The following is a 25,905-nucleotide window of genomic DNA, read 5'->3' as shown; positions in this document are numbered from 1 at the left end:
TTGCAACCATGTATTTCTTCCACGACTTGGAAAAAAAACATGGTTTACCCCTCGATCGTCATGCAAACGGTGTCCGCATCACTGCAGGCAACATTTGCATTGGGGATAACACCGCAAAATGACACTCTATTCGGGGCCTCAGAATGACCGACTCAATCGTGCGGACCCACATCCAGCTTTTCCCAGCCCTCAGCCCCCAGCTTGTCCATGGTCTCGATGTTGGTTTCGTAAATCATTTCGGCCTCGGGAAAAGCCTCCACCGCCCGGTCGATGCTTTCCTCGCGCAGCAGGTGCAGTGTGGGGTAAGGCGAGCGGTTGGTGAAGTTGCCAATGTCGTCCGGCTCGGTATCGGCAAACTGGAATTGCGGATGGAAACTCGCGACTTGGAACACGCCTTCCATGTCGAGTTCTTGCAGCACCGCATCGGCCTCGTCCAGAAAGTCGTTGAACTCCAGAAAATCGTGCAGCATCTGCGGCACGATCAAGAGAACGGTCTCGCGCTCTTCGGCAGGCGTGGCGGCCAGCGCCTGCAGCTGCTCGATCAGCTCGTCGCGCAAGCCTTCGAAGCCCTTGGCCTCGCTCAGCACGTAATGGATCTGGCCCTTGACGTGCGGGGCTTTGGCAAAAGGGCACAGGTTCAGGCCAATCACGGCGCGTTCGAGCCAACGCACGGTGTCGGCAATTTCGGGGGTGTTCATGTCGGTCATGGGCGAGATTGTGCCTGTTGACACAGGGTCTGATCAGGAAGACTCATCCTTGGGCAGGCAGCCCAGGTGTTGTCGTTTTCAAATGCACGCAGCCCTGCCCGCTGGCAGCGATGACGGTCAGATATTCCGCTGCAGAGGAATGCACAAGGGAGACTTCTGTCTTTTTGCGCCCGGGTTTGCCGTGGCTGGAAGATCGCCCACTCATGCGTCCCCCTCCAATTCGCGTTCGATTTCCTCGATGGTCGGAAGGCTGGACTCCAGACTCTCGGGGAGTGCTCGGGTGAGCTCGAAACTGGAAACACCTATGGGCTTGTCCATGCCGCGCAGCGCATATTCCGCCAGCACTCGGTTAGGTTGCTGGCAAAGAATCAGCACGATGGTAGGTCTGTCGCTTTCATGGCGCAGCCGATCATCCACCACGCTGCAATAGAAATTCATCTTTCCCGCATATTCAGGCTTGAAATCACCGCGCTTGAGGTCAATCACCACATAGCAACGCAACTTCAAGTGATAAAAAAGCAAGTCGACATAAAAATCCTGATCGCCGACATCGAGATGGTATTGACGTCCAACGAAGGCAAAGCCCTGCCCCAGCTCCAGCAAAAACTTTTCGAGGTGCGCGATGAGGCCGGTTTCCAGTTCGCGCTCATGAAAGCCGGACTCCAGCGTCAGAAAGTCAAACAGGTAGGGGTCTTTCAGGGTTTGCTGCACCAGATCTGAATCGGGCAACGGAAGCCGCCTGTCAAAGTTGGTGGTGGCTCGCCCTTGGCGCTGATGCGCGGCCACTTCGATCTGCATGACCAAAATGTTGCGGCTCCAGCCATTGGCCAGGCAGGCCTGCATGTACCAATGGCGGGTGGGCAGGTCCTTGACCTTGGCCATGAGCTCGGTGTGGTGCCCCCAGGGAATGGACTGAACCAAGTCAGCCGGGAAAAGTGCCGCAGCCTGTGGCACTTTTTCCCCGGGATCAATTTGTGCCACAGCTTGTGGCACAAATTCCAAGTACGGATATTCGCGGTAAAAAGCCAGCATCCGTTTGATGTTGCGCTCGGAAAAGCCCTTTTCCTCCGGCAATTCGTTATGCAAATCACGCGCCAAACGCGGAATCACCCCAGCCCCCCAGCCTTCTTGCTGCTGGCGAGCGTGGATCAGAGCGCCGATGTCCCAATACAGGCGAATGAGCTCGGCATTTACGGCCAACACAGCCCGCGTTTGCCCATGGCGCACGCGTTGCTTGATGTCGCCGAGCAAAGTGGCGTAATTGGCGGAGACGAGCGGGACGGATCGGTCGGTCATGTTTTCCTCCATGACGCCAATTCTCGCCCAGCCAGCCAGGCCAACCCCGCCCCCACGACACAACACCCCACCGTGACCAGCGGCGTGAGCTGCCAGCCGCCTGCCCGCGCGGCCACGGCCGCCACCACGGGGGGGCCGACGAACTGGCCCAGGGCCGAGAGTTGCTGCACCCAGCCCACGGTGGTGGCTACTTGCTGCTCGCCCGGAGCCAAACGCACAGCCAGGCTGAACAGCGTGCCCGGCACCAAACCGCCCATACCCGAGAACAACAACACCCCGGCAAAGCGCAACCAAGGCAGGGTTTCGGTGAAGGGCGCAAAGGCCACTGTGCTGCCCAGCGCCATGGCGCCAAAGCCCAGCCACAGCGTGCTGCGGGGTGCCCAGCCGCGCTGCAGCAAACGGCCCGAGGCCATGTTGCCGACGATGTTCACCGCTGCAGCCAAGGCCGTGAGCACGCCCAGCAGCGCACCACTCACGCCTGAAGCGGCGTAAATGGACGGCAAGAACCCCACCACCGCCAGCCACTGGCCCGAGTACATGCCAAAGGTGAGGGCAACGAGCCAAGGGCCACGGGCACTCAAGGTGCGGCGCAAGCGCTGCCAGGCACCTAGCCCCGCTGCGGCTGTGTGGGCCACGGGGTCGGCGGGCACGCTGCGCCACAGCCACGCGGCCATGGCCAGCGATACGGCGGCAAACAGCCACCACCAAGCACCCCAGCCCCAGACCGGAATAAAAAGCGGCCCGGCCAGCAAAGCCAGCGCCGTGCCGGTGGGCATGTAGGCGCCCCACACGCCCAGCATGCCGGGCAGCTTCGAAGGCGGCACCAAGCGGCGGATCAAGGCGGGCGCGGGCAAGGCCACCAGCAAAAAGCCCAGGCCCTCGATGGCCCGCAGAGCCAGCAAGGCGGCAACCGAAGTGGCAAATGCGCCCAAACCACTGGCCAGCGCCAGCAAACACAGACCGCGCACCATGCTGCGCTTGAGCCCCATGCCGTCGGCCAACAGGCCCATGAACACCGCCAAACTCATGCCAGCGAGTTGCACCATGGACAAGAGGAAGCCGGACTGCACCAGCGTGAGGCCCAGCTCGGCCTGCAGCGCGGGCAAGGCGGGCGGCAGCTTGCCCACCTGCAAGGCCGCCACGCCGCCAGCGAGGACGACCAGCCAGGCGGCACGGTGGGCACTCACCTGGCTCACAACAACTTGCGCCCCGTCAGGCGTTCGTGCTCGCGCAGGGCGAAGCGGTCGGTCATGCCGGCGATGTAGTCGGCCACCGAGCGGTGCAGGTCGGCGTTGGCGGCGAAGTCGGCAGACATCTCAGCGGGCTGGGCCACGTAAGCGTCGAACAACTCGCGCACCACCTGCTGCGCCTGACCGGTGGTGTGCATGACCTGCGGGTGGCGGTAGAGCTGCGCGAATAAAAACTTTTTGAGCTCGCCGCTGCGGGCCTTCATGCTGGGGCTGAACGCCACCAGAGGCCCGGCCTGGCGGGCTTCTTCCAACGAGCCAACACCCGCCTGAAACACAGCCTGGCGGGTGGTGTCGATCACGTCGTAGACCTGGTCGCTCAGCATGCGGCGGATGGTTTCGTACAGCAGGCGGCGCGGCTTTTCCGACAAGCCCGGATGCTCGGTCAAAGTCTGCTGGTGGTAATGCGCAAACAGTTCCACCTGCAGCAGTTGCTCGATGCTGATCAGCCCGGAGCGCACGCCGTCGTCGATGTCGTGCGCGTTGTAGGCAATCGCGTCGGCCAGGTTGCACAGCTGCGCCTCCAGACTGGGCTTGGTGCGGTCGATGAAGCGCCGCCCGACTCCACCTGGTTCGGTCTGCTCCAGGTGCTCGGCATTGGTGCGGGAGCAATGTTTGAGCACACCCTCGCGTGTTTCAAAGCTCAAGTTCAGCCCGTCAAATGCGGGGTAGCGTTCTTCGAGTCGGTCGACCACGCGCAGGCTTTGCAGGTTGTGCTCAAAGCCGCCGTGCTCGGCCATGCATTCGTTGAGGGTGTCTTGCCCCGCATGGCCAAAAGGCGTGTGGCCCAGGTCGTGCGCCAGCGCCACGGCTTCGACCAAATCTTCGTTCAGGCCCAGAGCCCGGGCAATCGAGCGGCCCAGCTGCGCGACTTCGAGCGAGTGCGTGAGCCGCGTGCGGAACAAATCGCCTTCGTGGTTCAGAAAGACTTGCGTTTTGTAAACCAGCCGCCGAAACGCGGTGGAGTGCACGATGCGGTCGCGGTCGCGCTGGAAAGCGTTGCGCGTGGGTGCTGGGGCTTCAGCAAACCGTCGGCCCCGGCTGTGTGCCGGGTCGCAGGCCAGCGCCGACAAGCTGGCCAGTGGCTGGCTTGAACCCACAGGCAAATCCAATGACTCGGCAAACATGGGTCAGGCGCAGCAGGCGTTGATCACCTCGCGCACCATCGCGTCGGGCGCACCACACACAGAGGCTTTGCCGGGGCCGTCGATCACCACAAACTGGATGTCGCCGCCGATGGCTTTTTTGTCAAGGCGCATGTGCTCGATGTAATGGCCTGCGTTGTCGGCCGCGTCAATCACAGGGCCGCGCACCGGTAAACCCGCACGCTCGATGATGGCGCGCAGGCGCGCCACAAAGGCCGCATCGACCTTGCCCAGGCGCTGCGAGAGTTCAGCCGCCATGACCATGCCGCAGCCCACGGCTTCGCCGTGCAGCCACACGCCAAAACCCAAACCTGCCTCGATGGCGTGGCCAAAAGTGTGGCCAAAATTCAGGATGGCGCGCAGGCCCGCTTCGCGTTCGTCCTGCCCCACCACCCAAGCCTTGATCTCGCAGCTGCGTTGGACGGCGTGCGCCATTGCGGCCGGGTCTTGTGCCATCAAGGCGTCGATGTTCGCCTCGATCCAGCCCAAGAAATCCATGTCGGCAATCGGGCCGTATTTGATGACTTCGGCCAGGCCCGCGCTCAGCTCACGCGGGGGCAAGGTGGTCAGGGTGTTCAGGTCGCACACCACGCGCATGGGTTGGTAGAACGCGCCGATCATGTTTTTGCCCAGCGGGTGGTTGATGGCCGTCTTGCCGCCCACCGACGAATCGACCTGCGACAGCAGCGTGGTCGGCACCTGCACAAAGGGCACGCCGCGCATGTAGCTGGCCGCCGCAAAGCCGGTCATGTCACCCACCACGCCGCCACCCAATGCAAAGAGCACCGTCTTGCGGTCACAACCTTGGCCCAGCAGGGCGTCAAAAATCAGGTTCAGGGTGGGCCAGTCTTTGTGCGCCTCGCCATCGGGCAGCACCACGGTGTGGACTTGCTTGTAATGCGGGGCGATGGCGCTGCGCAAAGCGGCCTCGTACAGCGGAGCAATCGTGTCGTTGGTCACGATCATCGCCGTTGTCGCCTTGGGCAGGCCAGCCCAGGTGTCGGGGCGGCTCAGCAGGCCTTGGCCAATCTGGATGTCGTAACTGCGGTCGTCCAGCGAAATGGCGACCGTTTGGATGGGTGTGGTTTGGGGTGTGGATGTGGACTCGGACATGCCCCCAAGTGTAGGGGTTTGGAGCTGCGAGTGGACACATGGCAGAGCTCGTCGCCCTGGCCATGTGTCCAAACGGGTGCATCAGAGTTTGAAGGCCACCACTTTTTGGGTCTGCTCACCCAGGCCGTCGATGCCCAAACGCATCACGTCGCCGCGCTTCAAATACACAGGCGCAGGCTTGCCGTCCACCTTGACGCCCATGCCCACACCGGGTGGCGTGCCGGTGGTGATGATGTCGCCCGGCTCCAGCGTCATGAACTGGCTCACGTAACTGACCAGCTTGGCCACGCCAAAAATCATGGTCTTGGTGTTGCCGGTTTGAAAGCGCACGCCGTTCACATCGAGCCACATGCCCAGGGCTTGTGGGTTGGGCACTTCGTCGCGCGTGACCAGCCAAGGGCCCACGGGGCCGAAGGTGTCGCAACCCTTGCCCTTGTCCCAGGTGGCGCCGCGCTCGAGCTGGTATTCACGCTCGCTCACGTCGTTGACCACGCAGTAGCCCGCCACATGGTTGAGCGCATCTTTTTGCGTGACATAACGGGTGCGTGTGCCGATGACGATGCCCAGCTCGACTTCCCAGTCGGTTTTTTTCGAGCCTTTGGGCAGCATCACGTCGTCGTTCGCGCCCTGAATGCAGGAGATGGTTTTGGTGAACACGATCGGTTCGGCCGGAATGGGCATGCCCGCTTCTGCAGCGTGGTCGGCATAGTTCAAGCCGATGGCAATGAACTTGCTGGTGTACGAGATGGGCGTGCCAAAACGCTTTTTACCGCGCACCAGGGGCAGCTTGTCGGTCTTGACTTTGGCCAGCTTGGCCAGGGCTTTGTCGTTCAGTTGGTCCGGCGAGATGTCTTTGACCACACCGCTCAGGTCGCGCAAACGGCCTTCGGCGTCGATCAGACCGGGTTTTTCTTTGCCGGGTTGGCCATAACGAACGAGTTTCATAAATACCTTTCAGTGCTTGAACAAAATCAATAAGTGGAACGGCCACCCGACAGGTCAAAGACCGCGCCGGTGGAGAAGGAACATTCTTCGGTGCTCAGCCAAGTCACCATGGCGGCGACTTCTTCGGGCTCGCCAAAGCGGGCCATCGGAATCTTGGAGAGCATGAACTGGATGTGCTCGGGCGTCATTTGATCAAAAATCGCCGTCTTCACAGCCGCCGGGGTGACACAGTTCACGCGCACACCCGTATCGGCCAGTTCTTTGCCCAGCGATTTGGTGAGGCCTATGACGGCCGCTTTGCTCGCACTGTAAGCGCTGGCGTTGGGGTTGCCGTCCTTGCCCGCCACCGAGGCGATGTTGACGATGCGGCCGTAGTTGCGCGCCTTCATATGGGCGCTGAGTTCACGGCAGCAATGGAACAGGCCATGCACGTTCACATCGAACACCTGCTTCCAGGCGTCCACCGGGTAGTCCCACACCTTGACATTGGGGCCGGTGATGCCCGCGCTGTTGACCAGCACATCGACGCCTGCCAGCGCCGTGGTTTGTGCGGTGGCGCTTACAACAGAAGCATGGTCGGCCACATCGACCTGCACGGTATTGACCACCGCGCCCAGCTGCCCTTGGCGCAGTTGCTCGGCGGCTTGGGCCATGCCTGCGGCATCGCGGTCCCAAATGGTGACGCGTGCGCCCGAGGCCAGCATGCGCTGCGCAATCGCAAAACCCAGGCCAGTGGCCCCACCGGTGATGACCGCGTGGCGGCCTTTCATGTCGAGCAAATTCATGTGTGGCTTTCAGTCATTCAATGGGGTGTTTCAGATGGTCATGCCACCGTCCACCATGTAGGCATTGCCCGTGGCGAAGATGGATTCGTCGGAAGCGAGGAAGGTGACGATGGGCGCGATCTCGTGCGCCTGCGCCAAACGGCCCATGGGCTGGCGGTTGATGAAGTCTTGCCTGGCCTGCACCGGGTCGGCATAGCTGTTGATACGGTCCTGCAGCGAGGGCGTGTCCACGGTGCCGGGGCAGATGCAATTGCACCGCACCCCTTGGCGCACATAGTCAGCCGCCACGCTTTTGGTCAGGCCAATCACCGCCGCCTTGCTGGTGCCGTAAATGAATCGGTTGGGCAAGCCGCGCACGCTGGAACACACACTGGCCATGTTGATGATGCTGCCGCCGTGGCCGGTTTGTGCGAACTGCGCCACCATTTTGGGAATGACCGCCTGGATCATCCAGAACTGCGAGCGCACGTTCAGATTGAAGGCGAATTCCCAGTCCTCGTCGGTGGCCAATTCAATGTTGCCGTTGTGCACAAAGCCTGCGCAATTGAAGACGATGTCGATGCGCGGCAGGCTGGCCACCTGCGCGGCAATGGCGGCTTTGTCGAGCACATTGAGCACGGCGGTGTGCACATTGGCCACGCCTTGGTAAGACTTGAGCAGCTCGGCGTTCACATCGGTGGCATAGACCGTTGCGCCCTCGGCGGCCATGGCCAATGCGGCGGCCTGGCCAATGCCTTGGCCAGCGGCGGTGACCAGTGCGATTTTTCCTTTGAGTCTCATGGTGCTTGGATCTCCAGTTGGGTGACTTGTCTTGCAGTGATGGCGGCCCAGTCCCAGGCGATGCCCAAGCCGGGGGCATCCGGTGGGATGGCAAAACCGTCCTGCACCTGCATGCGCGAGGTGGTGATGTCGTCGAGCTGAGGGATGTATTCCACCCAGGTGGCATTGGGCACGGCAGCGCACAGGCTCACATGCAGCTCCATCAAGAAGTGCGGGCACACCGCCACGTCAAAGGTTTCGGCCAGGTGCGCGGTTTTGATCCAGGGCGTGATACCGCCGATGCGCGCCACATCGGGCTGCACGATCGAACACGCGCCCTGCTCCAGATATTCGCGGAATTGCATGGGGTGGTACATCGACTCGCCCACCGCCACGGGAATGGGGGTCTGCTCGCGCAGCTGGCGGTGGCCCGACACGTCTTCGGCGGGCAGGGGCTCCTCCATCCACGCCAAGCCCAGGCCGTCAAAAGCCCGTGCCCGGCGCACGGCCTCGGCGCGGTTGAAGCCTTGGTTGGCATCGGTCATCAAGTCAAAGCCCGGCCCCACCGCATCGCGCACAGCACTCAAGCGCGCCACGTCTTCGCTCACATGGGGCCTGCCGATCTTGATCTTGGCCCCTTTGAAGCCTTGGGCTTGCGCCTCCAGGGTCTGATCCACCAAGGCCTCGGGCGACAGGTGCAGCCAACCGCCTTCGGTGGTGTAGAGCGGCACACGCGCTTGCGCACCGCCGAGCAACTGCCACAGCGGCAGGCCCTGGCTTTGGGCACGCCAGTCCCACAAAGCCGTGTCCACACAGGCCAGCGCCAGGCTGGTCATGGCCCCGACAGCGGTGGCATGGGTGTGAAAAAACAAATCCTTCCAGATCGCCTCCACCAGGACCGGGTTGCGACCAATCAAGCGCGGAGCCAGGTGGTCCTTGAGCAAGGCGATGACCGACGAGCCGCCGGTGCCAATGGTGTAGGCGTAGCCCGTGGCTGCGATGCCGTCGCTGCAGTGCAGCGTGAGCAAAATCGTCTCTTGCGTCACAAAGGACTGGATCGCGTCGGTGCGCAAAACCTTGGGCGGCAAGTTCACTTGCCGAAGGCTCACGCGTTCAATGGTGACGGGGGGCATGTGGGGCGACAGGATCAGGTGAAGTAGAAAAAATCGGCAGCCGCGACACAAGGTGCAGCAAGTGCTTCAAGGCATTGCAGCATGCGACACACCTGCTGCGCCGCACGTCGTTTGTGTGACAGCCGCCATGCGGGTTTGTGCGGAGTTGCAATGGCTTTTGAACATGTGATGATTCTGCAACTGGTCTGACCACTTGTCCAATTCACGTTATCCCTGATCACCCCCATGCCCTTGCAAACCGTGGCCCCGCAACGCCTGTACCGCCAGATTGCCGAACAAGTTCGGCAATTGATGGCGTCCGGCGAGTTCGCGTTGGGCTCGCGTTTGCCGGCCGAACGTGACCTGGCGGTGCAACTGGGCGTGAGCCGCCCTTCGGTGCGCGAAGCCCTCATTGCGCTGGAGGTCGAGGGCATGATCGAGGTGCGCACGGGCTCCGGCATTTACGTGCAACGCACCGAGCTGCCGAACAAGTCGACCCCCACTGAAACCGATGCCAACACCCCGGCCGACTGGGGCCCGCTGGAGGTGATGAGTGCCCGCTTGTTGGTGGAGGCCGAAGTGGCCGCGCTGGCAGCCACGCACGCCCAAAAAGCCGACCTCAAAGCCATCAAATCCGGCTTGCAACAAATGAAGCTCGAAGCCGCCCGCGACCAGGTGCCGCGCGAAGGCGACGAAGCTTTTCATGAAGCCATTGCCCAGGCCTGCGGGAACAGCGTGTTGCTCGACACCGTGCAGCGCTACTGGCAAGCGCGCAACGGCCCGCTGTTCGAGCGGCTGGGCGACTATTTTGAACACCCCGAATCCTGGCAAGCGGCCATTGGCGAGCACCAGCAGGTGCTGCTGGCCATTGAGGCGCATGACGCCAGCGCCGCACGCAAGGCCATGCAAAAACACCTGCGACAAGCCCATAAAAGATACAGCGCGAGCTGGCGCCGCGCGCCTGCCCGTTAGCGCACCCCTGAGATGGTCCGCTAAAGGCATGCAGTTTTCCCGCGTCAGCATTTTTTCAATACCAACGAGGAGACTTTGATGAGCAAGCGATTGACCCTGAAAACCCTGGCCACCGTCGGCGCTTTTGCCGTGGGCGCCATGACCGTGCTCGGCAGCACTGCGGTGCAGGCCCAGCAAAAACTCAAGTGGGCCCACGTCTACGAGACCTCCGAGCCCTTCCACACCGAGTCGGTGTGGGCCGCCGAAGAAATCAAAAAACGCAGCAACGGCAAGTTCGACATCCAGGTCTTTCCGGCCTCCACTCTCGGCAAGGAAACTGACATCAACCAAGGGTTGACCTTGGGCACAGTGGACATGATCATCAGCGGCCCCTCATTTGCGGCACGCACCTACCCCCGTTTTGGCATCGCCTACTACCCCTTCATCTTCCGCGATGGCGACCACCTGATTGCCTACTCCAAGAGCCACGTGTTCCAGGAAATGGTGAGTGAATTCCGCACCCGCACCGGCATCCAGGTCACGGCTTACACCTACTACGGTGCACGCCACACCACCGCGCAAAAAGCCTTCACCAACTGCGCGGGCATGAAGGGCATCAAGATCCGTGTGCCCGATGTGCCGGCCTACCGCGCCACACCTGAGGCTTGCGGTGCCAACCCCACGCCCATTGCTTTTGCCGAGGTCTACCTGGCCCTGCAAAACGGCACCGTGGAAGCGCAAGAGAACCCCTTGACCACGATCGAAGCCAAGAAGTTCTTTGAAGTGCAAAAAGCCATCATGCTCACCGGTCATATCGTCGACGGCCTGACCACCCAGATCGCCCCGCATGTCTGGAACAAGCTGAGCGAGGCCGAAAAGAAAATCTTCACCGATGTGACCCAGGAAGCCGCTGTGCGCGCATCGGCCAAAGTCAAGGCCCGCGAAGCCGAGTTGGTGGACGAGTTCAAGAAAAAAGGCCTGCAAGTGGTGCAGGTGGACCGCAAGTCTTTCCAGGATGCCGTCCTGAAAAACAAGCCCCTGACCGGCATGGGCTTCACGCAGTCTGACTTCGACAAGATCCAGGCGGCCAAGTAAGCCGCTGCATCTTGCGGTCTGAAACTTCAGCCGCCCAACGCAGACCGGACGGAACCCGTTCGGTCTGCGGACATTAGCAGCCTTCCTCGTCACCCAGGACACCCCATGAGCAATCTTCCCGACCTCGACGCCATGCCCAAAGTCATGGGCGACGATGGCCAGTTTCACGCGACCGATGACGACGTCGATCTGTCGGGTACACCCATCGAAGCCTGGGTGGCCCTGGCCTTCTTCTGGGCCTTGGGCTTGACGGTTTTTTACCAATTTTTCACACGCTACGTGCTGAACAACTCGGCCTCGTGGACCGAAGAGATTGCGCGTTATTTGCTCATTGCCACCGTCTTCACGGGGGCCACGATGGGTGTGGCCAAAAACAACCACATCCAGGTGGACTTTTTCTTTCGATTCATGCCCGACTGGATGGGTCGCGCCATGGGCACTTTGGTCGATGTGGTGCGCATCGCCTTCTTTGCGGCCGCCACCTTCCTCACCGGCCAGATGATGCAAAAGCTGGGCAGCTACAAGATGACCATCATCGACTTGCCCATGAACCTCGTTTATGGCGTGGTGATGGCCGGTTTTGCCGCCATGTGCTTGCGCTCCATTTGGGTGGCCAAGGTGCATTGGCAACGCGGCTACACCGTGCTGCAACGCCCCGAATCCGAAATGACCGACCGCTGAAATCGCCCCTCCTGAAAGTTTTCCCATGTTGAAAATTATTTTTCTCTTTCTCATGAGTGGCGGTATCCCGGTGGCCATTGCCATGGCGGGCGCGTCTTTGATTTACATCTTGTTCACCCAAAGCTCGCCCCCCTTTGTGGTCATTCACCGCATGGTCTCGGGCATCGACAGCTTTCCGCTGCTGGCCGTGCCCTTTTTCATTCTGGCGGGCAACCTGATGAACAACGCGGGCATCACCAACCGCATCTACAACTACGCGCTGGCCTTGGTGGGCTGGCTCAAAGGGGGCCTGGGCCACGTCAACGTGGTGGGCTCAGTGGTGTTTGCGGGCATGAGCGGCACGGCCATTGCCGACGCGGCAGGCCTCGGTACCATCGAGATCAAAGCCATGAAAGACCATGGCTACAGCACCGAATTTGCCGTGGGTGTCACGGCCGCTTCGGCCACGCTGGGCCCCATCATTCCACCCAGCCTGCCCTTTGTGATCTACGGCATGATGGCCAACGTCTCGGTGGGTGCGCTGTTCCTCGCGGGCATCTTGCCCGGCATCTTGATGGCGCTGCTCATGATGCTGACAGTGGCCTATTTCGCGCACAAAAACGGCTGGGGCGCCGATGTGAAATTTGAGTGGCCCAAGGTCATCAAAGCCTTGGCCGAAACCGCTGTGGTGGTGGGCTGGCCACTGTCCATCTGGTGGCTGGTCACGGCCATGGGCACGCCGCCGCAACTCACCGTGTTGGTAGCCCTGATCGTTTTGTTTGCTGCCGACAAGTTTTTCAACTTTCAGGCCGTGTTGCCCATCATGACCCCCGTGATCCTGATTGGCGGCATGACGACTGGCGTGTTCACCCCCACCGAAGGCGCGATTGCCGCTTGTGTCTGGGCGATTGCACTGGGCTTTTTTTGGTACCGCACACTCAACTTCAAGATGTTCGTGAAGATCTGCCTGGACACGGTGGAGACGACCGCCACGGTGCTGTTCATCGTGGCCGCTGCCAGCATTTTTGGCTGGATGCTGACTGCCACAGGCGTGACCACCGCCATCTCCGCTTGGGTACTGGGCTTCACCCAAGAGCCATGGGTATTTTTGTTACTGGCCAATGCGCTGATGCTGTTTGTGGGTTGCTTCCTGGAGCCTACTGCCGCCATCACCATCCTCGTGCCCATCCTGGTGCCGATTTGCCAGCAGCTGGGCATTGACCTGGTGCACTTCGGTCTGATCATGGTGCTCAACCTCATGATCGGCTTGCTGCACCCGCCCATGGGCATGGTGCTGTTTGTGCTGGCCCGCGTGGCCAAGCTCAGTGTGGAGCGCACCACCATGGCCATCTTGCCTTGGCTGTTCCCTTTGCTGGGCAGCCTGGCCGTCATCACCTACATGCCCAGCCTGGTGCTGTGGTTGCCCAAGCAGTTTTATTGAGGACTTTTCATGAGCAGTTTCATCCGCCTGCACCCGTCTGATGACGTGGTGATTGCCCGCAGCCAACTCATGAGCGGCAGCGCCGTCGAAGGCGTGCCCGTGCGCGGCCTGATCCCGCCGGGCCACAAGGTGGCCACCCGCGCCATCGCCGTGGGTGAGCCGGTGCGCCGCTACAACCAGATCATTGGCTTTGCGCACCAGGCCATTGCGCCGGGCGAGCATGTGCACACCCACAACCTGAACATGGGCGCAGAAAAAGGCAACTTTGAGCGCGACTACGCCATCGGCCAAGACGTGAAACCCGAGCCCGCCCGCCAACAAGCCAGCTTCATGGGTTACAAGCGCAGCGATGGTCGCGTGGCCACACGCAACTACATCGGCGTGTTGTCGAGCGTGAACTGCTCGGCCACCGCCGCACGCGCCATTGCCGACCACTTTTCCAAGCGCAACAACCCTCAAGCACTCGCCAGCTTTCCGAATGTCGACGGCGTGGTGGCGTTGACGCATGGCACCGGTTGCGGCATGGACACCGAAGGTCTGGGTATCCAGCTGCTCGAGCGCACGCTGGCCGGCTACGCCACACACGCCAACTTCTGGGGCGTGGTGGTGGTGGGCCTGGGCTGCGAGGCCAACCAGCTCAGCACCTGGCTGGCGCACAGCAGCTTGCGCGTGGGAGAAACGCTCAAGGTCTTCAACATCCAGGACTCGGGCGGCACGCGCCTCACGGTCGAAAAAGGCATCGCCTTGATCGAAGAGATGCTGCCCCGCGCCAACGCCATCACCCGCGAGCCTTGCAGCGCCGAGCACATCACCGTGGGCCTGCAATGCGGCGGCTCGGACGGTTACTCGGGCATCAGCGCCAACCCGGCTTTGGGCGTGGCGGTGGACTTGCTGGTACAGCACGGCGGCACCGCGATCCTGAGCGAAACGCCTGAGATTTATGGCGCCGAGCATCTGCTCACGCGCCGCGCTGTCAAGCCCGAAGTGGCCCACAAACTGATCGAGCGCATCAAGTGGTGGGAGAACTACACCGCCATCAATGGCGGCGAAATGAACAACAACCCCTCTCCTGGCAACAAAGCGGGTGGCCTGACCACCATTTTGGAGAAATCTTTGGGTGCGGTGGCCAAAGGCGGCACCAGCAACCTGCAGGCGGTTTACGAATACGCCGAGCCGGTCACCGCCAAAGGCTTTGTTTACATGGACACGCCCGGCTACGACCCGGTCAGCGCCACGGGCCAGGTGGCGGGTGGTGCCAACTTGATTTGCTTCACCACCGGGCGCGGCAGCGCTTATGGCTGTGCCCCTTCACCCAGCCTCAAGTTTTCGACCAACACCGCCCTTTGGAAAAAGCAGGAAGAGGACATGGACCTGAACTGCGGCGAGATCGTGGACGGCGGCGTGAGCATTGCCGAGATGGGTCAGCGCATTTTCGAGATGATCCTCGCTGCCGCATCGGGCGAACCCACCAAGAGCGAGCGCCATGGCTACGGGCAAAACGAGTTTGTGCCATGGCAAGTGGGCGCGGTGATGTGAGCCCATTGACCCGCCTCGCGGCTCACCCCACATCGCGCACGGGGTGCGCACCTACAAACTCACCTTCTTGAAAGAACTCGCATGAGCCAACGCATCCAAGCCGCAGCGCTGCGCGCCAAAGTCGCCCGCATCATTGAACAAGCGGGCAGCGCCCCCGCCGAGGCCGCACAGGTGGCCGACAACCTGGTCATGGCCAACCTGAGTGGCCACGACTCGCACGGCGTGGGCATGGTGCCGCGCTATGTGGACGCGGTGCTCGAAGGTGGCCTGAGCCCCAACACGGGCGTGAAGGTATTGCTCGACACCGGGCCCCTTTTGAACCTGGACGGCCAGCGCGGCTACGGCCAGATCACCGGCGTGCAGGCCATGCAGATGGGCATTGAGCGCGCCAAGCAGCACGGTGTGTGCACCGTAGCGCTGAGCCGCTCGCACCACCTGGGCCGCATCGGCCACTTTGCCGAGATGGCCGTGGCGCAAAGCCTCGTGTCGGTGTATTTTGTGAACGTGCTCTCACGCCCCGTGGTCGCGCCCTTTGGCGGTGGCGACGGCCGATTTGGCACCAACCCCTGCTGCATTGGCGTGCCCATGGGCAGCCGCGCGCCCTTTGTGCTGGACTTTGCCACCAGCCGCGTGGCACAAGGCAAGATGCGCGTGGCCCACAACAAGGGCGAGCAAGTGCCCCCCGGTTATTTGATCGACGAACACGGCCACCCCACCACCGACCCGGGCGTGGTGGTGGTGCCGCAGTCCAATGGTTTGTTTGGCGCACTCATGACCTTTGGTGACCACAAAGGCTTTGGCATGGCCGTGGCTTGTGAACTGTTGGGCGGCGCGCTCACCGGCAGCGGCACCTGGCACCGAGAAGCCGACCACCAACGCGCGGTGCTCAACGGCATGTTGACCATGCTGATCGACCCGGTGCGCCTGGGCACACAAGCCATGTTCGAGCAGGAAGCCTTGGCCTTTGCCGACTGGCTGCGCCAAAGCCCCGATGCCCCCGGCAGCGACGGCGTGCGGATGGCGGGCGAGCCCGAACGCACTGCCCGCGCCGAACGCGAGCAATCGGGCATCTGGATCGACGACACGACCTGGGCCGAGATTGAAGACTCTGAGAAAAAGCTGGCAGGGCGATGAACTTTGACTGACCGCGACCTTCCCCGTTGAGACGCCCCCCTTAGACACCCATGCACCTCTCAGCCCTCACCCTGGCATCGCTGCCTGCTGACATCCACACCCCCACCTACGACCGAGGCCGCTACGCCCCTGGCGTGGTGCACCTGGGTCTGGGCGCTTTTCACCGGGCCCACCAGGCCATGGTGTTTGACCATCTGCTGGCCGCGGGCGACACACGCTGGGGCATTCACGGCATCGGCATGACGCGGCCCGACTTGGTGAACCAGCTGCGTGCGCAGGACGGCCTGTACGCCGTGCGCGTGGCCGATGGCACTGGTGTGAAGTGGCAAGTGCCCGGAGCCCTGTGGCGCATGAATGTGGCCGCCACCGAGCGTGATGCCGTGGTGCAAGCCATCGCCGCGCCCAGCACCCGTTGGGTCACGCTCACCGTCACAGAAAAAGGCTACACCCCCGCTTTAGGCCAGCTGCTGCTGGACGGCTTGCGCCTGCGCCAGCAAGGCGGTTTGCCGGGCATCACCGTGGCCTCGTGCGACAACCTGCAAGGCAACGGCCACAAGTTGTTGGCCTTGGTCAAGGCCGCCGCCACGCCTCAGGACGCAGAGTTGCTGCGCTGGCTGGACACGCATTGCGCCTTCCCGTGCAGCATGGTCGACCGCATCGTGCCCGCCGCCACCGCCGAAGTGCTGGCCGCCGCCAGCCAGGCGCTGGGCCTGCGCGACGACGCATCCCTCAGCACCGAAGGCTTTTGGGAATGGGTGATCGAAGACCGCTTTGCCGACCCGTCTGACGCCGCCCTGATTCAAAGCGCGGGCGTGCGCGTCACGCCCGATGTGCACAGCTACGAAGAGGCCAAGCTGCGCATGCTCAACGGCAGCCACACGGCCATGGCCCTCATGGGTGCCATCACGGGCAAGCCCTTCATTGCCAGCTGCATTGGTGTGCCGCACATCCGCACTTTCGTGCAACTCCTCATGAGCCAAGAAGTCGCGCCCCACCTGAGTCGCAGCGATTGGGCCGATTACCGGGACGCTCTGATTGCGCGCTTTGGCAACCCGTACTTGAAGCACAGCGTGCACCAGATCGCCACCGACAGCTCACAAAAAATTCCGCAGCGTTGGCCGCCCTCGGTGCTGGGCCAGATCGCGCAAGGCGCTTCGTTTGAACACCACGCGCTGGCGGCGGCTGTGTTCGTTCGCTACACGCTGGCCGAGGACGAGCAAGGCCAGGCCTACGCCCTGAACGACCCGCAAGCGACCAGCCTGATGGCCCTGGGCGCTGCCCAGCGCACCGAGCCCGAGGCCTGCATGCGCGCCCTGCTGGGCCGCGAAGACCTGTGGGGCAGCGCCCTGCCCCACCACGCAGGCTGGATCGCCCGCGTCACGCACTGGCACCAACACATCCTGCAGCACGGCGTGGACCATGCGGTCCAGCAACTGACCGAGGCCTGAGCCATGAAAATCACTGCCGCACGCGTCATCGTTTGTTGCCCCGGCCGCAACTTCGTCACCCTCAAAGTTGAAACCGACCAAGGCGTTTATGGCGTGGGCGACGCCACGCTCAACGGTCGCGAACTGGCCGTGGTCAGCTACCTCGAAGACCACGTCATCCCCTGCCTGATCGGGCGCGACCCGCAGCAGATCGAAGACATCTGGCAATACCTTTACAAAGGCGCCTATTGGCGGCGCGGCCCGGTGACCATGAGCGCCATTGCCGCCGTGGACACCGCCCTGTGGGACATCAAGGCCAAGATGGCGAACATGCCGCTGTACCAGCTGCTGGGCGGGCGCAGCCGCACCGGGGTCATGGTCTACGGCCACGCCAACGGCCGCGACACAGTAGAAACGGTGGACGAAGTCTTGCGTCACAAAGAAGAAGGCTACTTGGCCATCCGCGCCCAAAGCGGCGTGCCAGGTCTGAACAAGGTTTATGGTGTGAGCGGCACCAACCGCCTGTACGAGCCCGCTGATGGCAACTTGCCCAGCGAGCACGACTGGAGCACCGAAAAGTATTTGCGCCACACGCCCGGCCTGTTTGAAGCCGTGCGCGAAGCCGTCGGCCCCGACATCCATTTGCTGCACGACGTGCACCACCGCCTGACGCCCATCGAAGCGGGCCAGCTGGGCAAAGCGCTGGAGCCCATGCGCCTGTTCTGGATGGAAGACCCAACGCCCGCCGAAAACCAGGACGCCTTCCAGTGGATACGCCACCACACCACCACGCCGATTGCGGTGGGCGAGATTTTCAACAGCATCTGGGACTGCAAGTCGCTGATCGAAAAACAGCTGATTGATTACATCCGCACCACCGTGGTCCACGCAGGCGGCATCACCCACCTGCGCCGCATCGCCGACTTGGCAAGCCTGTACCAGGTGCGCACCGGCTGCCACGGCGCAACCGACTTGTCACCCGTGTGCATGGGCGCGGCCCTGCACTTCGACACTTGGGTGCCCAACTTTGGCGTGCAAGAGTTCATGCCGCACAGCGAAGAAATGCTCTCGGTCTTCCCGCACGCCTGGCGCTTTGAACGCGGCATGATGCACTGCGGCGAGTCACCCGGCCACGGGGTGGACATCGATGAGAAGCTGGCTGCCAAGTACCCGTATCAAAGGGCTTATTTGCCGGTGAATCGGCTGCAACATGACGGGACTTTGTGGAGTTGGTGAGGACCTTTGAATAAAGGGGGCTGCTTTGCAGCGGTAGGAGTCTTATATAGAGGTACGGGGCGTGCCTTCCGGACTTCGGCCTGCAACAGGCATGGTCGCAGAGATAAAGTGCAAAAGGAGAGTAAAACCTACCGGTTGGTTGCAGAAATAGCTCACCCCGAAGTCCGAAAGAATCCGCGCAAACACGCGGTAGCAAGCAGAAAAGCCAACCAATTAGGGTTGACTTTCAATGTATCGGGGTGTGGGGTGTAACCAATGCGCAAACAGCCTCACAGTAGCCCCTTCGGGCCTGATCTAGTTCCTGCGAACAATACCCAATTTAGTGTCGTCTCTCAATGGGAACTCCTCCATCAAGTACGTTTAGTTCTGAAGAATTGCGGTCGACGGTTCAAATCCGTAAACGGAAATTGAAACCCCTTCCACATGCATGCGCCTATGTCTGTAAACAAGTGATTTAGACCGTTTTTATTGACAGTTGTCTTATACAGTTTTAGTGTAATAATATGCCGTAACAAAACCGATCAATTGCCATGAGCGAAAAAACCTTCACCCTTGACGAGCTGTGCACGCTCACCGACCTGACAAAAAGGACGGTGCGGTACTACATGCAGTTGGGCTTGGTCGAGCGCCCCATTGGCGAGACTCGCGCCGCCCACTACACCATCCACCACCTTGACCAGTTGCTGCGCGTAAAGCAGCTCACGGAAGCTGGCGTGTCGCTGGAACGGATCCGGGAAGTGATGGCGGGCGGCGATGCCCCAGTTCCTACACGACAGCGGCGACCAGGCTCCATTGAAGTGCGAAGTCACCTCTTCGTCGCGCCAGGATTAGAGATCCAAATTTCACCAGAGGAAGCAGGTATGACACCAGAACAAGTTCGCGCTTTTGTTCGCGAGGTCATGCAGGCCGCCGAGCGGGTGATGAGAAAAGACAACGATGGGGTTTGAGAGGGTCGAAGTCATGATGCGCAGAGCGGGACAAGCCTTGTAGATGCGAAACCGCTTTGTGGGCCGTGTTTGATCGACCTAAACGAACAACTGCGAACACAGCCATCCGCTAGCGCGAAACAAGGGGACGCGCAATCTACATCTCCCCTTACCCAATTTTTTCGACGGTACGTTCCGTCGGCCAGCAGCAAGCTATTCAGGAGTAGCCCAAATGACACAAGAAACCAGCTTTAAAAGCGCAACCGGTGAAACCGTCGCGCTCAAATCCGTTCACCTCAGCGGAAACCTCGAAGGATTGTTGCTGAGCATGAAGGTCCAGCAGCAGTACCGCAATGACACGGGTAAAAATCTGGAGACCGTTTACACGTTCCCCCTCGCCTGGGGAGCCACGCTTTTGGGCTTGAACGTTGAGATCGCTGGCAAACGGCTACAAGCCACCGTCATTGAAAAGAAAAAAGCCACCAAGAAATATGAAAAAGCCATCAATGACGGTGACACGCCAGTGATGGTTGAACAGTCTGCTTCGGGGCTCTACACCGCTAACCTGGGCAACCTCAAGGACAAAGAAGAAGTCGCCATTGAGATCGAATACGCTCAGCTTCTGAGATTTGAGCAAGGCCAGGTGCGCTTGTGCATTCCCACTGTCATAGCGCCAAGATTCGGAGAATCACATCAGTCAGGTGGACTTGCAGTGCATGAGACGGACTCGGTCAACCCCATGGCAGAGTACCCACTCACCCTCAAGTTAGACATCTTGGGGCAAATTGCCAAGGCCAAGCTAACGTGCCCCAGCCATAAGGTCAGTACCACGGCAATTGAACATGGGCTTGCAGTGTTACTTGAAAGCGGTGGCATGTTGGACCGAGACTTCATTCTGAACCTCGAAGGACTGGCTGGTCATTCGTTTGCTGTAACCGCACCAGATGGTGATCAAAAGATGGTGCTGGCAAGTTTCTGCCCACAACTACCCGTGCACGAAGCAACACCGTTGATGATGAAAATTCTGGTGGATTGCTCGGGCTCAATGCAAGGCGACAGTATTGAAGCGGCCAAGTCCGCGATCCACAGCATCTTGCAAGAACTTAACTCTGACGACCTGATTTCATACAGTCGCTTTGGCGATGATGTGAGTCACGATCTAAGCAGCCTTCGAACATGTACTCCGGCAACAGTCCACTTCGTGGCGTCTGCCATTTCGAAGACAGAAGCAAATTTGGGTGGCACTGAATTGAACGATGCCCTCATTTCAACTTTCAACGATATCGAAGGACCGAGTCTCGCGATCCACAAGCCCAGCGTGCTGCTGATCACGGACGGCGACGTTTGGGACGTCGAGGCCGTGGTTAAAGCGAGCGCAGAGGCTGGTCAGCGAGTCTTCGCAATCGGTGTGGGCAGCTCACCAGCGGAGAGCCTGCTGCGGGACTTGGCAGAAAAAACCGGTGGAGCCTGTGAGCTCGTATCCCCCAACGAAGATATTTCAGCAGCGATCATGCGAATGTTCCGCAGAATGCGTGGCGCACAGGCTGCACAACTGAAGGTTGAGTGGAATGGCAATCCTGATTGGCAGTCGCCGTTACCTGCACAAATTTACGACGGCGAGACCGTGCATATATTTGCCAGATTCTCTGAAGCGCCCCAAAGCGCCCCAAAGCTGACATGGGCAATTGACGGACAATTTACCAGCTCAACCCCTGAATCCATCAGCGAAGTTCAAGATCTAGCCTTGGCTCGGCTGGGCGCAGCCAAGCAAATGGCGTCGGCGACTTCGCCTGAAGAATCGCTGGCCATTGCACTGAAGTACCAACTGGTGAGCAAACAAAGCAATCTGTTCCTGGTTCACATTCGTGCAGAAAAAGACAAGGCAAACGGATTGCCATCGCAACAACAAATCGAACAAATGCAAGCGGCAGGGCACAGCGGATTTGGAAGTGTTGGATCGATTCCAACCGCATACCGAATCAAAAGGTCTTCGATGATTCAAGAGTCAGTCAGCTATGAAAGCTTGTCAACGTCAGTGCTTTGGCGAACCAGCCGCACCCGCGCATCAAAAGTTGACTCACTGGCCTCGGGCGGCATGGATGATTTCGAAATTCCAGCCTTCCTGAGAAAGCAACCAGACGACGAAAAAACCTCTCCAACGCCTGAAGCTTTGCTCAATTGCTTTAACGGCTCAGCAGTCACAAGCGCAGATTTTTCTGCCGCGATTGCATTCGTATCAAGCCTTGCGAAGAACACTGATATTGAGAAGCTGGTGGCATTGATCGTCGATGACTCAATAAACAACGAGCAGGCATGGGCCCTTTTGTTGGATTGGCTCGTTACTCAACTTGGCGGAAAGTTCACGCTTGAGCGACATGCCCAAAGAATGCTAAAAGGTCAAATCGCGGCAATCGACGAAGACACAAAGGCGGCCGCTAGTGACAAGATTGCAGCCCTTTTGCCTTCCTTGGGACTGACTGACTGGGGTCAGATAAATGGCTGGTCAATACTTACACGAATCGCATCGAAAGTGAAAGGCATCCTTGGTAGCCCCAAGAATTCAAGCTGATGCCTTATGGGTGGCTCACACGGTGAGCCCCATGCAAGTTAAACCTCAGCGTTCCGGCAAAGATGATATGCCTGATAAACGAACGACAAATTTAGGAGAAGGAAAAACTATGGTGTTGCGAACAACTAAATTTCTGATGCTGGTCAGCATTGCCCTAGCCTCAACTCTAGCCAGTGCTCAAAACTGTTATCAATCAACTGTTTTATCTCCTTCGCCATTCATGGGAAATAACGGAGAAATCTTCAAACTCTCCGACGGATCAGTTTGGGAGGTGAAATACGAGTACGAATACATGTACGAATACAGCCCATCGGTCATCATTTGCCCAAGCAGAGGCAAATTAATTGTTGGCAAAAAATCACTGAATGTCCAATCCATTTCCGGATCATCGAAGCGACAAAGCGCCCCTTTGTCAAGTGCAACCGCTGGTGGGAAATGGGAGGTTTTCGAGGAAACCAGTCTTCAGGGCAGTATCAGTGGAACAGTACAAATGGGGAGGATTTTCAAGACTACGTCAGGCAACATCTATGAGGTGACAGGACTGACTCTCCAGCTAGTACTAGAACTTCAACCAGACGTATTGGTATTGCGTAATGGCGATACGTACAAGTTAGTTGTGAAGGGCTTCGATGAGCCTTTGATTTGTAGAAAACTAAATTGATGGAATTTAAAAATGAATAATTTCAAATGGACAAAAATTCTTGGCGCAGGTGGCCTCATCATTGGAGGCATTTCTGCAGCCAACTACAAGATCACTTATCCGACCGAAATATTAGGGTACGCATTGCCTTACCTTGTTTTGTTTTTGATCATTGGTTTCGTCGTTGACCTGATCGCCTCCAAAACCAAATGATGTCTGACATATGAAAAAAGTTTTACTGTCACTACTGCTATCACTTCCGCTGATTGCCTTCGCCACTTTTGAAGATGGTGTGGATGCGTTTAACCGTGGGGATTACTCTAGAGCGGCAAGGGAATGGCAACCGCTAGCAAATGCTGGTGATCCTGATGCGGCTAGAAATTTGGGTAGGCTATACCAGCAGGGCTTAGGCGTCAAAACGGATTTGATCAAAGCGAGGCAGCTCTACCGACTTGCTGCAGCTAAGTGCAACGCTACGGCCCAAAATAATTTGGGTCTAATGATGCTTAACGGTCACGGCGGCGAAAAAGACCTTGTTGGTGCCTTTAGATTATTTGAAAAAGCCGCAATGCAAGGTTTGCATGCAGATGCCGATGCTATGGGCAATCTTGCTGGGATGTACTTCTCAGGTGTGGGTACACAGACAAATGTCATTGAGGCTTACAAGTGGTACGTACTTTATGGCGAGTACACCACTGATGTGAAAAATAAGCAGCAACTGCTTTCCCTGCTGCCACAAGTTGAAAAGTCATTAACGCACACCCAGAAGGCTGAAGCCATCAAGCGTGCTAATTCTTTTCAAAAGACACGGTGCATACCGTAGTGGATTAAGGGCGGTCCGCAAGGGGAAATTAAATTACCCTCCATTTCCAGATCAAATAAATGCTGGAAAGATACGCTTCAATTGAAGGAGAAATGAATGGGCTTACTGGATGACTTTTTTGGGAAAGACGAAATCAATCAACTGAAGAAGCAGCTGATTGAGAAAACCAATGAAGTCACCCGCCTTGAGTACTCACTCTCAACGCTCACCAATAGCCAGCTAGCTTTCGAACAACAGGTGGCACAGCTGAATAAAGCTGTCGCTGATGGCTCTGTTTCCCACAACGCCTTGAATATGGAGCTTGCACAGAGCCAGGCTGAAATTGCTCGGCAAGCGACAGAGTTCGAATCCTTCAAGCGTACAGCCTCAGATCAGAAGTCTCAAACTTCCACCACGATTGCAGAACTGCAAAAAACCGCAGCGGCTTTCGCTCTAGAAATTGCAGCTGCTAAATCAGAGCGTGATGCTAAGGCCAATGAGCTCCAGCGCTTGCGCGCAATTTACGATGAAAAGGACCGTGGATACCTAGATCGGGAAGCTAAGCTGTCTGAAAAATCCGAAAAGCTTCTTCAAGAGAGGCAAAAGTTTCAGCAGCAGGCCATGGATTTGCATACCCGGGAGCAGAACTGGAAGCACGTCATCAAGCCGCAAATCTCAAAATATGAATCGCATGTATCGCTTGACATACGGCAAAAGCAAATCGAAGATCGCCAGGCTCATTTGGAACAGCTTGAAAGAGCCTTAAGCGAGCGTGAGGCTGACATGGTTCGAAGGCAATGCGTGGACGAGACATTGAAGTCACGCGAAGCTGAAATCTCAGAATGGGATCAGCTGCTCTCAGAGCGCGCAACCGAGCTAGATGCTAAAGCTGCCGCATTGACCCAGAAGCAAAGTGACCTAGAAGCGCTGACCTCTAAATTGGATGAGGTATCGCTGGAACTTGCTGCATTTCGCGAGCGCGCAGCACAACTTGATGATGAAGCTGCACAAATTGAAGTTCATGCCGAAAACATCCAGGCGAAGGAAGATGAGCAACAAGCCAAGCATGCAGAGCGACTGACTGAACTGCGCCAGCAACGCACAGAGCTACACAAAACGACCAAAGAATTGAACCTGCGTGAGGTCGATCTCAAGGAGCGTGAAAAAACCGTGAAGCGCGATGAGGCTCTGATACTTAGTCTGAAGAACAAGAACTTTGAATTACGCAAAGAAGAAAAACGTTTGAACGCCCTACTTGAGGAGTGCGAGGGTGAAAAGCAGGAAGAATCCAGCAGCAAGGACTTTCTGCTCAAGGAAAATGCAACCCTTAAGTCCAGAATTGGCGAGCTGGTCCAATCTGCTGGCAAACGCAAAGCTGTCAAAGAATCTGACGAAATTGAAATTGGCGAATATGACCCGGCCAAACATGGCGGAGAAATCGCGCCACCACCGCCCGCTTTTCGATCCAACACTCCATTGACGGCCCTGCACTATCACGTCGGCTTGAGCGGTATCGACGATGCTGACGAGCGGCGTGAGTTACTGCGCAGCATCATCAGTTGCTCTTTTAAGCAATTGCCAAAGGTTGGCTCGCCGGATTACATGCGCCAATGGGGTGAAGGCAAAAGCCCTCAGCGAGTAAGATGCATGGCGTATCACCTCAGCTGGAACATCGGCTTCCAGGGTGCGAAAGAGACCAACGAGCTAGCGCGGCAGCACTGGGTAGAAGACCTCAAATGGTTGACAAAGAATTACAAGGCGAAAATCCCCGCATCTAGATGGCCCAAAGTACCAGCGTTATGAGCTTGATCAGTTCTCCACGATTATCGAAGACATCCTGGACGGGAAGTACCTGGCGCACCAGACAATGAAAGACCTGATGGAGCGGCTCCCCATGGATTGAGAGTGCAGGCTGAACATTTCCTTACTTAAAAACCTGCATAGCGGGCTGACGTGCAACAGAGAATATTCAAGGTGACCTCTTGTTAGCGGTATCAGCTCGTCATGTCAAAAGCCTCGAGGACCGCTCTCAGCCTCTATGCTCAGGTGACAACTATGCGCAGTTGGTTTTCCTGTTATGGCCATCAGGCCCGCAGGATGCGGGTCACGGTTAGATGGCCAACTGAATGTCTGGACATAGTTATTCCGTAGAGTTTCACTGGTGATCCCACTTCAGGAGATCACCATGGGAATCACTCAACACCCTCTTCACCTTGACGCCGACTCAAGAAACGCATCTCACCCCATACCCTGAGGCACACCTGCGCAATGCACATGCTCCGTAAGCGTCCGGCCATCCCATCTGGCAAGTCGGTCCCAGATCTAAGAGCATCGTGTCCACGTAACAGATCGTGGACACATGTACTCCAACAACCAACT

22 protein-coding genes and 2 pseudogenes are annotated in these 25,905 nt (G+C 58.8%); 15 read left to right on the top strand and 9 right to left on the bottom strand.

The window, feature by feature from the left end:
* Window positions 1–152 precede the first annotated feature (152 nt).
* The 9 genes from QZ190_RS10175 to QZ190_RS10135 form a co-directional block, all read right to left on the bottom strand.
* Window positions 153–707: a DUF1415 domain-containing protein gene (locus QZ190_RS10175; protein WP_291915709.1), complete on the bottom strand. Its 555-nt coding sequence runs from the start codon at window positions 705–707 to the stop codon at window positions 153–155.
* Between the two features lie 201 nt (window positions 708–908).
* Window positions 909–2,015, bottom strand: a complete 1,107-nt coding sequence (locus QZ190_RS10170; protein WP_291915708.1) for a PDDEXK nuclease domain-containing protein — start codon at window positions 2,013–2,015, stop codon at window positions 909–911.
* Window positions 2,000–3,190: a CynX/NimT family MFS transporter gene (locus QZ190_RS10165; RefSeq protein ID WP_291915705.1), complete on the bottom strand. Its 1,191-nt coding sequence runs from the start codon at window positions 3,188–3,190 to the stop codon at window positions 2,000–2,002. Before QZ190_RS10165 ends, QZ190_RS10170 begins: the two co-directional genes overlap by 16 nt.
* A 5-nt stretch (window positions 3,191–3,195) precedes the next feature.
* Entirely contained in the window at window positions 3,196–4,377 is a 1,182-nt protein-coding gene (locus QZ190_RS10160; RefSeq protein WP_291915702.1) for a deoxyguanosinetriphosphate triphosphohydrolase, read from the bottom strand.
* A 3-nt stretch (window positions 4,378–4,380) separates the two neighbouring features.
* Window positions 4,381–5,508 carry a 3-dehydroquinate synthase gene (gene aroB / locus QZ190_RS10155; protein WP_291915698.1) on the bottom strand — a complete coding sequence of 376 codons (1,128 nt, stop codon included), beginning with the start codon at window positions 5,506–5,508 and terminating at the stop codon, window positions 4,381–4,383.
* 81 nt (window positions 5,509–5,589) lie between these two features.
* Window positions 5,590–6,453: a fumarylacetoacetate hydrolase family protein gene (locus QZ190_RS10150; RefSeq protein WP_291915695.1), complete on the bottom strand. Its 864-nt coding sequence runs from the start codon at window positions 6,451–6,453 to the stop codon at window positions 5,590–5,592.
* A 26-nt stretch (window positions 6,454–6,479) separates the two neighbouring features.
* Entirely contained in the window at window positions 6,480–7,238 is a 759-nt protein-coding gene (locus tag QZ190_RS10145) for an SDR family NAD(P)-dependent oxidoreductase (RefSeq protein WP_291915693.1), read from the bottom strand.
* Window positions 7,239–7,268: 30 nt separating this feature from the next.
* The gene (locus tag QZ190_RS10140) at window positions 7,269–8,018 is read right to left on the bottom strand and encodes an SDR family oxidoreductase (RefSeq protein ID WP_291915690.1); all 750 of its coding nucleotides are present in this window, start codon (window positions 8,016–8,018) and stop codon (window positions 7,269–7,271) included.
* On the bottom strand, window positions 8,015–9,130 hold the full coding sequence (locus QZ190_RS10135; protein WP_291915688.1) for a mandelate racemase/muconate lactonizing enzyme family protein: 1,116 nt from the start codon (window positions 9,128–9,130) through the stop codon (window positions 8,015–8,017). The genes QZ190_RS10140 and QZ190_RS10135 overlap by 4 nt, the downstream gene beginning before the upstream one ends.
* 225 nt (window positions 9,131–9,355) lie before the next feature.
* Here QZ190_RS10135 and QZ190_RS10130 point away from each other — a divergent pair, with 225 nt between their 5' ends.
* The 15 genes and pseudogenes from QZ190_RS10130 (at window position 9,356) to QZ190_RS10060 (ending at window position 25,329) form a co-directional block, all read left to right on the top strand.
* Window positions 9,356–10,081, top strand: coding sequence for a FadR/GntR family transcriptional regulator (locus QZ190_RS10130; protein ID WP_291915686.1), 726 nt, complete (start codon window positions 9,356–9,358; stop codon window positions 10,079–10,081).
* 78 nt (window positions 10,082–10,159) lie between these two features.
* On the top strand, window positions 10,160–11,155 hold the full coding sequence (locus tag QZ190_RS10125) for a sialic acid TRAP transporter substrate-binding protein SiaP (RefSeq protein WP_291915683.1): 996 nt from the start codon (window positions 10,160–10,162) through the stop codon (window positions 11,153–11,155).
* 105 nt (window positions 11,156–11,260) lie between these two features.
* On the top strand, window positions 11,261–11,836 hold the full coding sequence (locus tag QZ190_RS10120; RefSeq protein WP_291915681.1) for a TRAP transporter small permease: 576 nt from the start codon (window positions 11,261–11,263) through the stop codon (window positions 11,834–11,836).
* Between the two features lie 25 nt (window positions 11,837–11,861).
* Window positions 11,862–13,256 carry a TRAP transporter large permease gene (locus QZ190_RS10115; RefSeq protein ID WP_291915677.1) on the top strand — a complete coding sequence of 465 codons (1,395 nt, stop codon included), beginning with the start codon at window positions 11,862–11,864 and terminating at the stop codon, window positions 13,254–13,256.
* 9 nt (window positions 13,257–13,265) lie between these two features.
* On the top strand, window positions 13,266–14,792 hold the full coding sequence (locus QZ190_RS10110) for a UxaA family hydrolase (RefSeq protein ID WP_291915675.1): 1,527 nt from the start codon (window positions 13,266–13,268) through the stop codon (window positions 14,790–14,792).
* A gap of 81 nt (window positions 14,793–14,873) precedes the next feature.
* Window positions 14,874–15,926: a malate/lactate/ureidoglycolate dehydrogenase gene (locus tag QZ190_RS10105; RefSeq protein WP_291915673.1), complete on the top strand. Its 1,053-nt coding sequence runs from the start codon at window positions 14,874–14,876 to the stop codon at window positions 15,924–15,926.
* 50 nt (window positions 15,927–15,976) lie between these two features.
* On the top strand, window positions 15,977–17,374 hold the full coding sequence (locus QZ190_RS10100; RefSeq protein ID WP_291915671.1) for a mannitol dehydrogenase family protein: 1,398 nt from the start codon (window positions 15,977–15,979) through the stop codon (window positions 17,372–17,374).
* A 3-nt stretch (window positions 17,375–17,377) separates the two neighbouring features.
* Entirely contained in the window at window positions 17,378–18,589 is a 1,212-nt protein-coding gene (gene manD / locus QZ190_RS10095; protein ID WP_291915670.1) for a D-mannonate dehydratase ManD, read from the top strand.
* 530 nt (window positions 18,590–19,119) lie between these two features.
* The gene (locus QZ190_RS10090) at window positions 19,120–19,536 is read left to right on the top strand and encodes a helix-turn-helix domain-containing protein (RefSeq protein ID WP_291915668.1); all 417 of its coding nucleotides are present in this window, start codon (window positions 19,120–19,122) and stop codon (window positions 19,534–19,536) included.
* 211 nt (window positions 19,537–19,747) lie between these two features.
* A pseudogene (locus tag QZ190_RS10085) lies at window positions 19,748–20,974 on the top strand (VIT domain-containing protein); the annotation flags it as partial.
* A 555-nt stretch (window positions 20,975–21,529) separates the two neighbouring features.
* Window positions 21,530–21,655 (top strand): annotated as a pseudogene (locus QZ190_RS10080) (cell division protein FtsZ); the annotation flags it as partial.
* Between the two features lie 460 nt (window positions 21,656–22,115).
* Window positions 22,116–22,745, top strand: a complete 630-nt coding sequence (locus tag QZ190_RS10075; protein ID WP_291915667.1) for a hypothetical protein — start codon at window positions 22,116–22,118, stop codon at window positions 22,743–22,745.
* A 12-nt stretch (window positions 22,746–22,757) separates the two neighbouring features.
* On the top strand, window positions 22,758–22,937 hold the full coding sequence (locus tag QZ190_RS10070; RefSeq protein ID WP_291915665.1) for a hypothetical protein: 180 nt from the start codon (window positions 22,758–22,760) through the stop codon (window positions 22,935–22,937).
* A gap of 10 nt (window positions 22,938–22,947) precedes the next feature.
* A complete protein-coding gene (locus QZ190_RS10065; RefSeq protein WP_291915663.1) occupies window positions 22,948–23,547 on the top strand; it encodes a tetratricopeptide repeat protein in 600 nt (199 codons plus the stop codon).
* A 96-nt stretch (window positions 23,548–23,643) separates the two neighbouring features.
* Complete coding sequence (locus tag QZ190_RS10060) at window positions 23,644–25,329, top strand: hypothetical protein (protein ID WP_291915661.1); 1,686 nt, start codon at window positions 23,644–23,646, stop codon at window positions 25,327–25,329.
* Window positions 25,330–25,905 lie beyond the last annotated feature (576 nt).

Source organism: Limnohabitans sp., assembly GCF_017848645.1.
GTDB lineage: Bacteria > Pseudomonadota > Gammaproteobacteria > Burkholderiales > Burkholderiaceae_C > Limnohabitans_A.
This window is presented reverse-complemented; position numbering and strand designations above follow the sequence as displayed.